Below are 12833 nucleotides of genomic sequence, written 5' to 3'. Positions count from 1 at the left end.
AATGAAAATCAAACCATCTGAATGGCTAAAGTTAGCACCAGCTGATCGTTATATCAAAATCGTTAAATCATCTAAATATGTGAAGGGTGTGAAGTAAATGAAATTAAAAGTAATCTTTTCGGACGGAATACCAAGAACAGAATTATCAGCTGAACAGCAGGAAAGATTCATCAAAGAATATTCAATTCAAGAAGATGGAAAAATCCGACTTGGAATGGAATGGTCTTTAATGTTACTGGGATACAAGATTGTGGAGGGTGAAGAGTAGGTGAAAAATCCACTGGAAGAAATAACATCTATAGCGCATCTTTTACCACTTCCTGTATTGAAAGACATTAATCAACGTATAGGCGATTGGTTAGCAAGTGGAGGTAAAGAAACAGATCCATACATCGAGCAACAATTAAGATTTGCAAAGCGATTTGTTAAAGGCTGAATAGCCTTTCCTTTTTAAGCAATGTGCGAAAAAAGACGAACGAATCAATGAATATTTTAAGGAGGTGAGCATATGAGCAGGGAGATTAAATTTCGTATTTGGGATAAGAAGTATCGAACTTTTGATTATAACGCTTCTCCAGAAATTTTTATTTCAACTGATGGTGAAGTGTATGAAAAAGATGAACGAAATTGGGCTATGCAGTCTTGGATTGAATACAACAAAACAGATAACTATGAACTAAGTCAGTACACCGGCCTAAAAGACAAAAACGGTGTGGAAATTTATGAAGGGGATATCGTCAAAATAAGCAATCATCCTTTTGAACGCTCAATAAATATTGATGGTAATTATGAAGTTGGCTATAACGATCAAATGGAATTATGTTGTGGAAGTTGGCTACTTTTCAGAATGAAATATTATTCAGAAATAATCGGCAATATCTACCAAAATCCTGAACTATTAGAATGGGGTGAATAAGCATGAGTCAAGAAGTAATTAACGCAATATTCGACGGTGATCTACATACAAGGATTCAAAATGTAGAGTTCTCCACTAGTCCAAGAGAAGTAATCACAGTAGGCGAAATGATGGAAGGGGTTGAGTGAAATGAATGCAGCAGAAATGCGAAAGAAATCTACAGCTAATCAACATAAAGTAGCTGTAGCAAACTTAGAACAATTTATTAATAGAACAAATGAAATTATCACAAGTAAAGCTAATGATGGTCATTTCAGTTACATCACACCTGTTCCCGGTGATCCTTTATGGAATGATTTTAAATTAACTAAATCACTAGTGAACTATTACAAAGATAGAGGTTTTCAAGTGAGTGTTATTGACTTGTTACTTAGTGTTACGTTGAAGATATCATGGTTGGAAGAAGAGGAAGAGTTACATGATTGAACATCCAATAATCAGTCAAATACGTGCCACTGGTTATCCGAATATGATTGCACAGCCGGAACACGCTAGGATTGATTTCTTCGGAAATGAAATTTTAGTAGGTGACGAGATTATTGAACATGATGGCAATGTCATTTTAGCTGACAGTTTAGAAGATTACTTGATTGAGGAATTGGGGTTTGAATTTAAAACAGCAGAATAGGAGGACAAGCTATGAAGCAAGGTAAGAATCCAACTAAAAAGCAAAAGATTCACATTAAAAGTTATGGGTTAAATCCCGACAACTGGCTGATTTATAAGAATGCTGGTGATCAAGTTTCATTGGTTCATAGATTCACAGGAACAACAAGAAAAATCCCAAAATAAAAGACCCGTGTTGGCGCACGAGTCAAGCGACTTTCAAACAAATAGTTAAGTACATGATAGGACATATTGTTTTAAAAATCAAGGGGAGGTTAAAAAAATGCCTTATTTTTACTCTGAAAATAGAACTGTTTATAGTCCGGAAAATCATTTGTTAAATGAACTGTATGATTTTTTGGAATGTCATAATCACCTTTTTAGTGGCAGTCGTTTATATGGCCAACTTATTGAGATATACGAAAACTTGGAGGAAGAATTGAAGGAGGAAAAATAAATGCGATTAGATAGCATCTGGGATACAGAAAAAGGAGTAAATGATTATCCAAAAGTAAAAGAGTCTTTACTTAAACGTTTTGGAGTTAAAAGCATGTACGACATTAGATTGAATAATTTTTGTGAGGATTATTCCAAAAACAGTGGTTATGGCACTCATGTTTATTATGGGAAGTTAAAGGATGATGTAGAAGTTTCAGAATTAGAACTAGCCATGATCTGCGACAATGGATATTCGTTTTTTGGTGGTAGTAGCGTGATCGATGCTGATAAAAATTTTAAAGTGGAAATTTGGTTTGATTAAAAGGAGGAAGAATAAATGAGCGAATTGTCTTTGCAATATAACCAACAGCAACAACCAGGAGTGTTAGCACAGTCTTCAAGCAGCCGAGAAATGGAGGAAGTAAAAGGTCAAATATTCATGGCCAAACAGTTTCCTAGAAATGTATTTGATGCTGAACAACGTATTTTAGATAACTGTAAAAGACCTGCATTAGCTGAGCAAGCAGTCTATAGCTATCCACGTGGAGGAAGTAAGGTAGAAGGCCCATCTATTCGTCTAGCTGAGGTTTTAGCTCAAAACTGGGGCAATCTATCGTTTGGTGTAAAAGAACTCGAACAACGTAACGGTGAATCTGTAGCAATGGCTTATGCATGGGATTTAGAAACAAACGTAAGACAGGAAAAGATTTTCACTGTTCCTCATTCTAGAAAGGCAGGCGGCAAAATTAAGAAATTAGATGATCCAAGAGACATCTATGAGTTAGTTGCTAACCAAGGAGCAAGAAGAGTTCGTGCTTGTGTTCTAAGTATCATTCCAGGAGACATTGTGGACAAGGCGGTTGAGGAATGCAATAGAACCCTTACTGGTCAAAATAAGAGTCCTTTAAAGGACAGAATAGGAAATGCTCTTAAAGCATTCAAAGACAATCATCGTGTAACACAACAAATGATTGAGACTCGATTCGGTTATAACGTTGATTCCTTTTCTGAAAGAGATTATTTAGATTTAATCAAGATTTTTAATTCATTAAAAGATGGAATGAGCAAAGTTGATGAATGGTTTTCAAAAGGACAAGAAACCAAAAAAGCAGAGAAAGAGAAAAGCAGCACATTAGCAGAGTCTTTCAAAGAAGAGAAGGGAGCTGACAAGGTAGATGGAAAAGAATCTGCTCCAACTGAACAAGGAGAATTATCATTCGATTGAAGCTGATCGAGATTACATGTCAGTTTCCCAGTTTAAAAGCTTTGTAGAGTGTGAAGCTAAAGCATTTGCAAAACTAAGTGGTGAATATAAGCAACCTTCTTCAAATGCTTTGATTGTCGGTTCTTATGTACATGCTGCCTTTGAAAGCGAAGAAGCCTTTAAAGAGTTTGTAGAACAAAATAACGGGGCCATTTTTAAGTCGCGTGGTGGCATGTATTCAGACTTTGAAACAGCTAATTCTATGATATATGCAGTAAAACAGGATCCATTCGCTATGTTTGCAATGGAAGGTGAGAAAGAAGTGATTTTCACAGGGGAACTATACGGTTCTCCTTGGAAAATCAAAGTGGATTCTATTAATCACAATCGAAATACTTTCTCGGATTTAAAGACTACACAGGACCTTCATAAAAGGTATTGGAGCGATAAATACGAAGGGTGGGTATCATTTGTTGAAGCGTGGGATTATGTCCTTCAAATGGCTATCTATCGCAAGATTATTGAGCAAAATACAGGTGCTTTATATAACCCATACATCGTGGCTGTTACAAAGGAGAATCCACCTAACAAAGCTGTTTTACATTTTGATGAATCGAGATTTTCATTCGAGTATGAATATGCAGAAATGAAGATGGAACGATTTGTACAGGTGAAACATGGTAAGGAAAAACCTATTGGTTGTGGCAAATGTGATTATTGTAGGTCAGTAAAAAAGCTATCAGACACCATGGAAATAGGATCGCTGCTTTATGTATGACCAAGATGTTCCTACTCATGTTGTCTTGCCAGAGTGGATTTGGAAGGAAGCAAAAGATACGGAACATCTTAAACAACTTATTTTGCAATATATACAAAAGTGCTATCCCGGTTATCGAGTTAAGAAAGTATCAAATGGAATGGCAATTTGTTATAGGAGGTAGGATTTGAGTGAATAAAAATTTCTTTGAAGAAGAAATACAAAAATCACAGTTTGAAGAAATGCTAGAAAACATGATGATCGATCTCAAAAATATGCCAGTGTCTGTAAAAGATGCAGCGTACAAAAAAGCAGCTAGAATATTAGAAGAAGAAATGAAGTTAATTAGAGATTGTGACACTCCAATTGAGTACTTGTTAGCAACGGAGTTACAAAAGCAAATTGAGGAATTGATGGAGAATCATGATTTGTACCACGAGATTATTCCTCAATCAACAATATGGATTGAAGATAAAAGATATCGTGCTGATTTATTAATAAACACACTCCCATTTTTCGGTTCTGTTAAATACACATCCATCATAATCGAGTGTGACGGACATGAGTACCACGAAAAAACGAAGGAACAGGCTATAGCTGATAAAACAAGAGATAGAGACTTGCAAATGGAAGGATATAGAATCATTAGATTTTCAGGTAGTGAAATTTATCAGAATCCTAAAAAGTGTGCAGCTGATGTAATTCGTTTCATCAAAAGAGTTATTTATGAGGAGTGATAAGTAATGGCTAAGTACAGACAAGTACATGTAGAGTTTTGGCAAGATGGGTTTGTACTAGATCTAACTCCAGAAGAGAAGTACTTTTACATTTACCTTATGACTAATAGCAAAACTTCTCAATGCGGCATTTATGAATTACCTAAAAGAATTATAGAGACAGAGACAGGTTATAACCGAGAAACGGTTGATAAATTGTTAAATCGTTTTATCGAATACGGAAAAATAAAATTTGACGATTCTACGAAAGAACTCTTTATAACAAATTGGATTAAATACAACGCTGTGAAAAGTCCAAAAGTTATAGCGTGCATAAAAAAAGAGTTAGGAACTATAAAGAATAAGCAATTTGTAAGGGAATTTATCGGTCTTTGTAAACAGTATGGATACGGTATAGATACCCTATCCATAGACTATGGGGAAGAAGAAGAAGTAGAAGAAGAAAAAGAAGAAGAAAAAGAAAGAGAAGAAGAAGCAGAAGAAGAAGAATCTTTGCTGCTTGCTAAAAAGACACTTCTTCAAAAATTCATTTCGCTAAGAGGATATGGATTTGACCATTCTCCAAAAGATGATCAAGCTGCTGATGAAATTTTAGAATCAGGTGTTAATATCAATGATGCTATTTTATGGCTTGAAGAGAGATTTAATACTTATGAACCTAAACACTCTAGAGATAAAATTAACAGCTTAAATTACTGTGTTGGTTTCATTCTTGATAAGTACTATTCCAAATTGAATGGCGGTGAGAAAAATGGCAGAAGCAAGAAGTATCGCTCAAGTAATGGAAGAGCTCCAAAAAAGAGTCCAGGCGAATCGATCACAGGGAACCAAGTGGGATGGCTCGGAAAACGAGATTAAATACAATTGTTCAAAATGTGAGGATAAGGGATTTTATCTAGAGGATATTCCTGATTTAGATAGCGAAGGGATCCAAAGAAAATGGCCCAATGGTGAACTTAAATTCTATCTAACTATGAAAGATTGTACATGTGCAAAAAAGAAACGTTCTAACCACCTTCTTAAATTCAGTGAGATAACAGAAGAGTTTCGGAAAATCAATTTCTCTAGCTTCGTTCTTGAAGGTAAAGACAGTGTTATCCATGATGCCTACCGTTGTGCTGTTGCTTACTTTAAGAACTACGAAGGTATTAAGACAAATCGTGTAAACAGTATATCCCTTCTTGGACAACCAGGTTCGGGGAAAACACATCTTCTTATCGCATTAGCTAACAATCTCATTATGAAAAAGCAAGTTAGCGTATTGTACTTCCCATTCGTTGAAGGTTTTAACGATCTAAAAGATAACTTTGACCGATTGGAAGAGAAGCTAACGAAAATGAAACGTGTTGATGTGTTGTTTATAGATGATTTGTTCAAAGGTCGCGACTTTCCTACAAACTTTCAGATTGAACAAATGTTTGCGGTTATTAATTACAGATACATCAATCATAAGCCGATTATGATTTCTTCTGAAAAAACAGTGGATGAACTTTGCGATATTGACGAAGCTCTAGGAACAAGAATTTTCGAAATGAGCAAGGATTATACAGTTGTTATCAAAGGTGATCGTAAGAAGTTAAATCATAGATTGGTAGGTTCGGATGATGTGTAATCTATGTCACGGAAAAAGAACCATTCATGAATTTGAAGCATATGGCATTCGCTATAAACCTTGTCCTAACTGTCCGCCTATAACAGAAAAAGAATTCAAGGCAGATATGGCAGCGATAAAAGAACGAATAAAAGCTTACAAGAAAGAAATGAGCCCAGTTGGCAGCTAAGAAGAATCGAACATCACCGCATAATTACAAGCCGGATGGAAGGGCAAGAAGTGACAGGAAAATAACAGTACTTGAAGATTGTAACTTTGAGTTTTATGAAAGTGACTTAAAAGAGATTTCTAAACAATTCAATGATTTCCGAGATATAGAGCCAATCGCCAAAATGATGAATCGTGATCCAGATGAAATCATGCTGGCGGTCATTCATCTAGCGAAATGTAAGAAATTAAAACAAGTGAATAGGAGGAAGAAAAAATGAAGTGCTGTTATCCATATTGCAATCAAGATGCAAGCAGTACTTGGGCGCTCGTACCATTGTGCATTCACCATCATAAATCAATTGAGGAAGAAACGGACAAGTATTACAACCAAGATAGAAGCAAAAGAATTCCTTATGGATTAAGAGAAAATTATTTGAAAATTGCAAGCCAAATACCATGTAGTTATAAGGAGTGGGAAATTTGATATCATTCACAGTTTATGGAACACCTGTGGCACAAGGGCGCCCCAAGTTTAGTACACAAGGAGGCTTCACAAGAGCCTATGATCCTGAGAAATCAAAGGATTTTAAGCAATATGTAAAGTTAGTTGCTGCCGAGCATAGACCGCCGTCTCTTTTAGAAGGTCCATTATTGCTAGAAGTTAAGGTATATAAACCAACTTTAAAGAGTTTCAGCAAAAAGAAGGCAGAAGCTGCTGAAAGTGGAGAATTACGTCCAGTCACAAAGCCAGATGTTGATAACTATGTGAAAGGTATCAAGGACGCTCTAAAGCAAATCATTTGGAATGATGATAGCCAAGTAGTCGATTTATACGTCAGCAAATGGTATTCACAGACTCCTAGAATCGAAGTAACTGTATCGGAAGTGAAGACTCATGAACCCGGTTATCATCAGACGACAGCGGAAATATGAAGCTGTACAAGCAATTAATGATCTTGTAAGTCGAGGATATGAGATTACTTATCCCATTACTGAAATTAAGAAGGATGGAAAAGTATTCGACCGAGATAGTTACAACAGAAAAATCTTTGTCCAAAACACTCATAGCAGTTGTTGGATAGCCAAATTAAGAAAAGTGGAAGGGCAATAGGAATGAACTTAGAGCAAGAAAAAGACGAATTAAAAGCAAAACTTATTAATCTAGGATATTTCAAAACTCCTGATAATAGACAACTTTACGAGCTTACATACCAGGAGCTTAAAAATATATATAACCAATTAAAAGGAGCGAATTAACATGTCATATGTAGATTTCAAAGCTTTAGTAAAGAAGATTAACCTTAAGCCAAAAGGCGTGAAAGAAATCGTATTGGAAGTGAGCGATTCTGCTTTAAAAGGACACTTAGACAAATTAGCGGAAATGATTGATGAAAAAGCAGAAATACAAATTGAATCAATGGTTGTTAATTATAACGTTACTTTAAACGCTCAGACTAATCGTCCTTTGACTGAGTACAAAGTAAATAACAATGGTGTGGTTGAGGAAGTAAAGCCAACATTCGAGCAATTAGAAGCCGACTTAGATTTACCAGAAGAGAAAATCGAGACCAAAGAAGAGAAAAAGGAAATCGATCGTGAACATATAGATGCGTTTATAGCAGCTGGTCTTGCTCCGCAATTAGAAAATTATCCAGAAAACTTTGCTGATATTGTTAAACGAAAAATTGAAGGTGAATCATTCAGTAAATTAGCAAATGAATTAGAAATTAGTTCTGGTACAGTAGCAGATCTGATTGATGATTATCGCAAAGAAGTTGCTCCACTTGCTGAAGCTTGGTGGGATTGGAAAGAAAGCCAAGGTGAAACAAAAACAGAAGAAAACGAACCAAAGAATGAAGAGCCAGTAACAGAAACCGAGGAAAAAGAACAAGAAACAGAAGAAAGTGAACAATCCAAAGAAAATGAAGATCAAGATGGTGCTGCATAAGTAATAGCTTCACTCTCCTTCCTTCAGGAGGGAGAGAATCAAATATTAGGAGGGACAGAATTGGAAGTAATCAATGTTGGTTTATACGGAGGTAAAAGCATATTTGGAGGAAAAGAAACTCCGATTGAAGCAAGTGTTATTTCTTGTGATAAACACGAAAATTGTTCCTTTTTTAAAAACGGACAATGCCTAAATGTAAGAGCTCCGTTAAGTTCAGGGTGTAAATTCGGATCTGTGAATACATTCAGAGGATATACAAGCAGAGCAAAGAAGTATAGTCAATTTAAAAAGCAATGGCAAGATCAAGAACAATACAACAAATTAAGTTATCCACCACAAAAATTAGGAGTTATCGATGATGTTGTCGTTTTCCCATATCCGTTTATCAGAATAACCAAAAACGAAAATGAAAAATACGTAGTTGGAGAATTTGCTTTGTTTAGTAATAGCAATTCGTATATAGAATTAGAGAAATTCAATAGCGATTTGATATATCGCATCTGCTCTTATCGTCCACAAGCAATGATGGGCGGAGAAATAACTAGTTATCAAAAAGAAAAAGTACCTTTGTTTTTAGCTCACTTGCAAGAAGTATTGCCGGAAGTGTATGAGAACTTCATTGAAGCTTATCCTAACTTTAGCAAAAAGATAGATTACGTTGGAAGAAAGGCTTTATTAAAAACAATTAATCCTTCTGAAATTAGCTATTACAGCAGATATTCCCCGAACTTAACTAATCATTGGTACTGGGATGGTGAGTTTCTCACTTATAAAAGTGGCTATGTGAGTAGTGTTTCAATAATCAATGATTATGAGGTAGATACCTTTAAATTAAAGCCGTCTGATAAGTCAGTTGTAAAAATAACAAGCAATGAACAGGTAACAGCAGACACCGTATTTATAGATTAGGAGGAATCAAAATGAACATACAAAAATTATTCGATACACAAAAAGTGCTTAGAGATAGAATCGGCTATAAAGGTGCAGATCGCTTTGAAAAATTAATATTAGCATTGCTGGTTGAGATTGGTGAATGTGCGAATGAATGGCGAGGGTTTAAATTCTGGAGTAAGGACCAAGAACCTAGAATTAGTAAATGGGAGTTGAAAAAGGAATATCAGCATTTGCATATCAGCCAAACAGGTGCTTATGAATACCAACTAAGAGACGAATACGGAAATATCGTATTTGATGATGTGACAGACCATCATCATGATCATAAAAATCCACTCCTTGAAGAATATGTGGACGGATTGCATTTTGTATTGGAGATTGGATTGGAACATGGTTATGACATTGATTTAAGAAATCAAGAAACATTTCCCGAGGCATCTAAAAGGAAGACAATTACTAAACAGTTCACAAAGTTATTTTCTATAAAATGGGAAAGGGACATAGGATATCAGAATAATTATATGCAAGGTCTTGAATTATACATCGGTCTAGGTGAAATGCTCGGATTCACATGGGAAGAGATAGAAACAGCTTATTTTGATAAAAACAAAGTGAACCATGTAAGACAAGATACAGGGTACTAAAATGAGCATAACAAGCCTGTTTGATATGACAGTATGCTTGATGTGCAATGGTTCTGGAACGATTTATAAAGATAAAACTTGCCCACGTTGTAAAGGGGTGGGCGAGCATCCATTAAAAGTTAAACGTAAGAAGAAGGTGATTAAATGATTAAGATACTGGAGTTGTTCGGAGGAATTGGTGCACCTAGGAAAGCTTTGATTAATCTAGGTATAGATCACAAATGCATAGATTATGTTGAATGGACTCCTAACAGAGTAAAAGCGTATAACGCTTTATATAATCATTTACACAAACCGCAAGATGTGACTACTTGGAACTTAAAGCCAGATATTCTTGTTCATGGTTCTCCATGTCAGGATAATAGCAGAGGAAATAAAAGTCGTAAGGGCTTATCTTCTGATTCCCGTTCGCATCTGATGTTAGAAACATTGAGAATTATTGAGGAAATGGGTATGTGGAAGCCGAAAATTGTTATCTGGGAGAATGTAAAAGGTGTTCTTGATAAAGGGGTTAGACCAATATTCGATTACTATTTAGAAGAAATGGAAAGGTTAGGCTACACTAATTCCTTTGATGTTTTAGATGCCAGAGATTTTGGAGTACCGCATGCAAGAGAAAGAGTGTTTTGCATTTCTTTATTTGGTAATGAGAAATTTGATTTTAATAAGTTAGAGCGAAAGAAAATGATAAACATAAGTGAGTATTTGGAATTTAGCATGGATGATGAAATACCAGAACAATACTTAATTACAATTCCATCTATGTTGAATAAAATTAAGGAATTTAACCCTAAACCAACAGGATCTTATAAAAGGCAGTTAGATGTAATAAAAGATTTTTGTTACACAATAACAGAAAGACAAGATAGATGTCCTAATGCCGGTATTATTAGACTGAAGAATCCTCAATACAGATATTTAACAGAAAGAGAGTGTTGGAGATTATTAGGTTTTGATGATGAAGACTATAACTTGATGTTGAAAGAATTTCCTACTAAACCAGGAAAACGAAATGCTACTTTGTACGCTTTAGCTGGGAATAGCATTGTCGTGAATGTATTAGAAGCAATATTCAAAGTGTTAATTGAAACAGATAAAGTCATTGCTGCATAGGTCGAAACTTATCCGCAGAAAGGAAGGGTGAAGGGAAATGATACAAGTTGAGGTTTTTGATGATTATGATCCACATTGTTTAATAAATATGAACAGATTCTTGCAGAGAAAAGAAGTTATAGATGTAAAAATGAATACAGTTGTATCTGATACAGGTAATTTCTTTACTAGATATTTAGTGATTTATAAAATTTGAACAATAAAAAACTAGGATTCCTCCTAGCTCCGCAAAGCTATTATAACATAAGGGGGAGTCGTCTTGAAACAAATGTCTTTTGTGCTTCCTGAGATAGATCGTGATGCAACTAAAAAAGCAGTAGAAGCAGCATTTGAAAAATATCGATTTTACTTACTGACTATTCCAGAGGAAAGGCTGCCGAAATTAACAGCTACATACTCGCTGATTCCTCCAACTAATACAAATGAATTTCATTCAACAACGGAAGATATTGCAATCAAGAATGTGGACTTCGAAAGAGAACGGGAGAATTACATCGAATGGATTAGACGAGCTGTTAATCGATTAGCTGTTAAAGAGAGAGAAATCATTGTTAAACGATATTTGCAGGATGAAGAAATATTTGATTACGAAATATATAACGAAATCGGCTACAGTGAAAGAAGGTATTATCGACTAAAAGCGAGAATATTTTACAAGCTTGCTTTTCTATTAAAAATTGAAGTGTATAGTAATGGAGAGCACCTAGCAAAATAGGTGCTCTTATTTACGGGAGGTAAAATATGGAGTGGAAAACTATATTAATATCAATACTTTCTTCATCCGGTGTAGCATTATTCGCTGTCAAAGGAGGGATTAGTCATTTTTACAACAGAAGACTTGAGAGTTTTAGAAACGAACTAACTTTATTAACTGAAGAAAAGAAAATGGATTTCCAAAGAAAAATACATGATTTTAGCTTGTATTCAAATAAAAGGCATGAATTATATCCTGAAATTTATAAAAATTTATTAAAAGCAAAAAAAGAATTAGAGTTTTTTATGGGGATAGTAATTACTTTAGAAGATACTCCAAAAATAGACCAAAACACAAAGGGAAAGACTTTTTACTATATACAAGAAGTATTAAAACAAATAGAGAATGCGTATGATCATTATTTGTATTCAGAACTATTTCTCTCTGATGAGGTTTCAAAAATCGGAGAAGAAATCTTTAAAGGACTTAATGAAATAGGTCGTAATATTTCAAGTACATATTCCCTTAATTCTGAGAAAGATAATCCAATAAAGTTTTTTTCATACTCTGATTTACAAAAATATATTGATAATGTATCAATTAAGATAATTGATGTTAGAACTAAGATGAAAGACGAATTAAACATAGGTGATTATAAACTGTAAGATGTCAGTTAAAATGCAGTATTTTGGCAGTAAGACGGCAGAGCATTAGGTTTTAACCATGTTATTATGATATTAAGTTAATAAATCAAAAGAAAACGTTCCTAGACTCATAGGAGCGTTTTTCTTTTATCTAAGGTATTTGTCTATAAAACTATTTTAAATGCGAAATAAGCCAATTATGTAAGTCTGAACACTATTGTAGGATGTGGTGATTATGAAACTAAAAGATCATCTACGAACTGACACCAAAGAGAAATTAAATAAGGTTAGAAAAGAGAAATTATCTAAGCGTGATTTACGTGAATTGATGGGTACTAACAGAGACACGTATAAGCGCCATAACGGAGCAATAAGAAGAAAATGAGTATTTATATTAGTTTTAGATTCAAACGCTAATTTGAGCCATTGTAGAATTCTGAATAAGCGTTTTTTATTTTGGAGAAAGAAGGGTGAAG

At 34.7% G+C, this 12833-nt stretch carries 27 protein-coding genes; all 27 read left to right on the top strand.

All coding sequences use genetic code 11. The features are described from left to right. The first annotated feature begins 97 nt into the window (after window positions 1-97). On the top strand, window positions 98-268 hold the full coding sequence (locus NST60_RS26665; RefSeq protein ID WP_341101062.1) for a hypothetical protein: 171 nt from the start codon (window positions 98-100) through the stop codon (window positions 266-268). Continuing rightward, complete coding sequence (locus NST60_RS26660) at window positions 269-436, top strand: DUF6877 family protein (protein WP_312093726.1); 168 nt, start codon at window positions 269-271, stop codon at window positions 434-436. Between the two features lie 72 nt (window positions 437-508). Then, entirely contained in the window at window positions 509-916 is a 408-nt protein-coding gene (locus tag NST60_RS26655; RefSeq protein ID WP_341101057.1) for a YopX family protein, read from the top strand. A gap of 2 nt (window positions 917-918) precedes the next feature. Beyond that, window positions 919-1044: a hypothetical protein gene (locus tag NST60_RS26650; RefSeq protein WP_283959569.1), complete on the top strand. Its 126-nt coding sequence runs from the start codon at window positions 919-921 to the stop codon at window positions 1042-1044. Next, complete coding sequence (locus NST60_RS26645; RefSeq protein WP_341101052.1) at window positions 1037-1342, top strand: hypothetical protein; 306 nt, start codon at window positions 1037-1039, stop codon at window positions 1340-1342. The genes NST60_RS26650 and NST60_RS26645 overlap by 8 nt, the downstream gene beginning before the upstream one ends. Beyond that, complete coding sequence (locus tag NST60_RS26640) at window positions 1335-1544, top strand: YqaI family protein (protein ID WP_341101050.1); 210 nt, start codon at window positions 1335-1337, stop codon at window positions 1542-1544. The genes NST60_RS26645 and NST60_RS26640 overlap by 8 nt, the downstream gene beginning before the upstream one ends. An 11-nt stretch (window positions 1545-1555) precedes the next feature. Then, window positions 1556-1708: a DUF6906 family protein gene (locus NST60_RS26635; RefSeq protein ID WP_164463660.1), complete on the top strand. Its 153-nt coding sequence runs from the start codon at window positions 1556-1558 to the stop codon at window positions 1706-1708. Window positions 1709-1805: 97 nt separating this feature from the next. Further along, window positions 1806-1979, top strand: coding sequence for a hypothetical protein (locus tag NST60_RS26630; RefSeq protein ID WP_341101045.1), 174 nt, complete (start codon window positions 1806-1808; stop codon window positions 1977-1979). Further along, the gene (locus NST60_RS26625) at window positions 1980-2282 is read left to right on the top strand and encodes a hypothetical protein (protein WP_341101043.1); all 303 of its coding nucleotides are present in this window, start codon (window positions 1980-1982) and stop codon (window positions 2280-2282) included. A 15-nt stretch (window positions 2283-2297) separates the two neighbouring features. Then, complete coding sequence (locus NST60_RS26620; RefSeq protein WP_341101042.1) at window positions 2298-3185, top strand: hypothetical protein; 888 nt, start codon at window positions 2298-2300, stop codon at window positions 3183-3185. Beyond that, window positions 3136-3942: a PD-(D/E)XK nuclease-like domain-containing protein gene (locus tag NST60_RS26615; protein WP_224428439.1), complete on the top strand. Its 807-nt coding sequence runs from the start codon at window positions 3136-3138 to the stop codon at window positions 3940-3942. The genes NST60_RS26620 and NST60_RS26615 overlap by 50 nt, the downstream gene beginning before the upstream one ends. Window positions 3943-4112: 170 nt before the next feature. After that, complete coding sequence (locus NST60_RS26610) at window positions 4113-4658, top strand: endonuclease domain-containing protein (RefSeq protein ID WP_341101038.1); 546 nt, start codon at window positions 4113-4115, stop codon at window positions 4656-4658. 6 nt (window positions 4659-4664) lie between these two features. Next, window positions 4665-5516: a hypothetical protein gene (locus NST60_RS26605; RefSeq protein ID WP_341101036.1), complete on the top strand. Its 852-nt coding sequence runs from the start codon at window positions 4665-4667 to the stop codon at window positions 5514-5516. After that, a complete protein-coding gene (locus NST60_RS26600) occupies window positions 5410-6270 on the top strand; it encodes an ATP-binding protein (protein ID WP_341101035.1) in 861 nt (286 codons plus the stop codon). The genes NST60_RS26605 and NST60_RS26600 overlap by 107 nt, the downstream gene beginning before the upstream one ends. Next, on the top strand, window positions 6260-6439 hold the full coding sequence (locus NST60_RS26595) for a hypothetical protein (protein ID WP_341101033.1): 180 nt from the start codon (window positions 6260-6262) through the stop codon (window positions 6437-6439). The genes NST60_RS26600 and NST60_RS26595 overlap by 11 nt, the downstream gene beginning before the upstream one ends. Continuing rightward, entirely contained in the window at window positions 6429-6698 is a 270-nt protein-coding gene (locus NST60_RS26590) for a hypothetical protein (protein ID WP_341099701.1), read from the top strand. Before NST60_RS26595 ends, NST60_RS26590 begins: the two co-directional genes overlap by 11 nt. Continuing rightward, window positions 6695-6904, top strand: a complete 210-nt coding sequence (locus tag NST60_RS26585) for a hypothetical protein (protein ID WP_341101031.1) — start codon at window positions 6695-6697, stop codon at window positions 6902-6904. Before NST60_RS26590 ends, NST60_RS26585 begins: the two co-directional genes overlap by 4 nt. Next, entirely contained in the window at window positions 6901-7353 is a 453-nt protein-coding gene (locus NST60_RS26580) for a RusA family crossover junction endodeoxyribonuclease (RefSeq protein WP_341101028.1), read from the top strand. The genes NST60_RS26585 and NST60_RS26580 overlap by 4 nt, the downstream gene beginning before the upstream one ends. Further along, window positions 7316-7531 carry a hypothetical protein gene (locus NST60_RS26575; protein ID WP_341101027.1) on the top strand — a complete coding sequence of 72 codons (216 nt, stop codon included), beginning with the start codon at window positions 7316-7318 and terminating at the stop codon, window positions 7529-7531. The genes NST60_RS26580 and NST60_RS26575 overlap by 38 nt, the downstream gene beginning before the upstream one ends. Window positions 7532-7533: 2 nt before the next feature. After that, complete coding sequence (locus NST60_RS26570; RefSeq protein ID WP_254416313.1) at window positions 7534-7677, top strand: Fur-regulated basic protein FbpA; 144 nt, start codon at window positions 7534-7536, stop codon at window positions 7675-7677. A gap of 1 nt (window position 7678) precedes the next feature. Next, complete coding sequence (locus tag NST60_RS26565; protein WP_341101022.1) at window positions 7679-8368, top strand: helix-turn-helix domain-containing protein; 690 nt, start codon at window positions 7679-7681, stop codon at window positions 8366-8368. Window positions 8369-8428: 60 nt separating this feature from the next. After that, the gene (locus NST60_RS26560; RefSeq protein WP_341099714.1) at window positions 8429-9277 is read left to right on the top strand and encodes a hypothetical protein; all 849 of its coding nucleotides are present in this window, start codon (window positions 8429-8431) and stop codon (window positions 9275-9277) included. 11 nt (window positions 9278-9288) lie between these two features. Further along, window positions 9289-9906 carry a dUTP diphosphatase gene (locus tag NST60_RS26555; protein ID WP_341101020.1) on the top strand — a complete coding sequence of 206 codons (618 nt, stop codon included), beginning with the start codon at window positions 9289-9291 and terminating at the stop codon, window positions 9904-9906. A 144-nt stretch (window positions 9907-10050) separates the two neighbouring features. After that, entirely contained in the window at window positions 10051-11019 is a 969-nt protein-coding gene (locus NST60_RS26550) for a DNA cytosine methyltransferase (RefSeq protein ID WP_341101017.1), read from the top strand. A 37-nt stretch (window positions 11020-11056) separates the two neighbouring features. Further along, the gene (locus NST60_RS26545) at window positions 11057-11215 is read left to right on the top strand and encodes a hypothetical protein (RefSeq protein WP_341101015.1); all 159 of its coding nucleotides are present in this window, start codon (window positions 11057-11059) and stop codon (window positions 11213-11215) included. A 72-nt stretch (window positions 11216-11287) separates the two neighbouring features. Continuing rightward, window positions 11288-11734 (top strand): ArpU family phage packaging/lysis transcriptional regulator, encoded by a 447-nt coding sequence (locus NST60_RS26540; protein ID WP_341101064.1) that lies wholly within the window; start codon window positions 11288-11290, stop codon window positions 11732-11734. 26 nt (window positions 11735-11760) lie between these two features. Next, entirely contained in the window at window positions 11761-12378 is a 618-nt protein-coding gene (locus NST60_RS26535) for a hypothetical protein (protein WP_341101013.1), read from the top strand. Window positions 12379-12833: the final 455 nt, after the last annotated feature.

This window comes from Niallia sp. FSL W8-1348, from assembly GCF_038006745.1.
GTDB classification, from domain to species: Bacteria; Bacillota; Bacilli; order Bacillales; family Cytobacillaceae; genus Niallia; species Niallia alba.
Note: the sequence above shows the minus strand (reverse complement) of the source record. Positions and strands in the feature narration are given on the sequence as shown.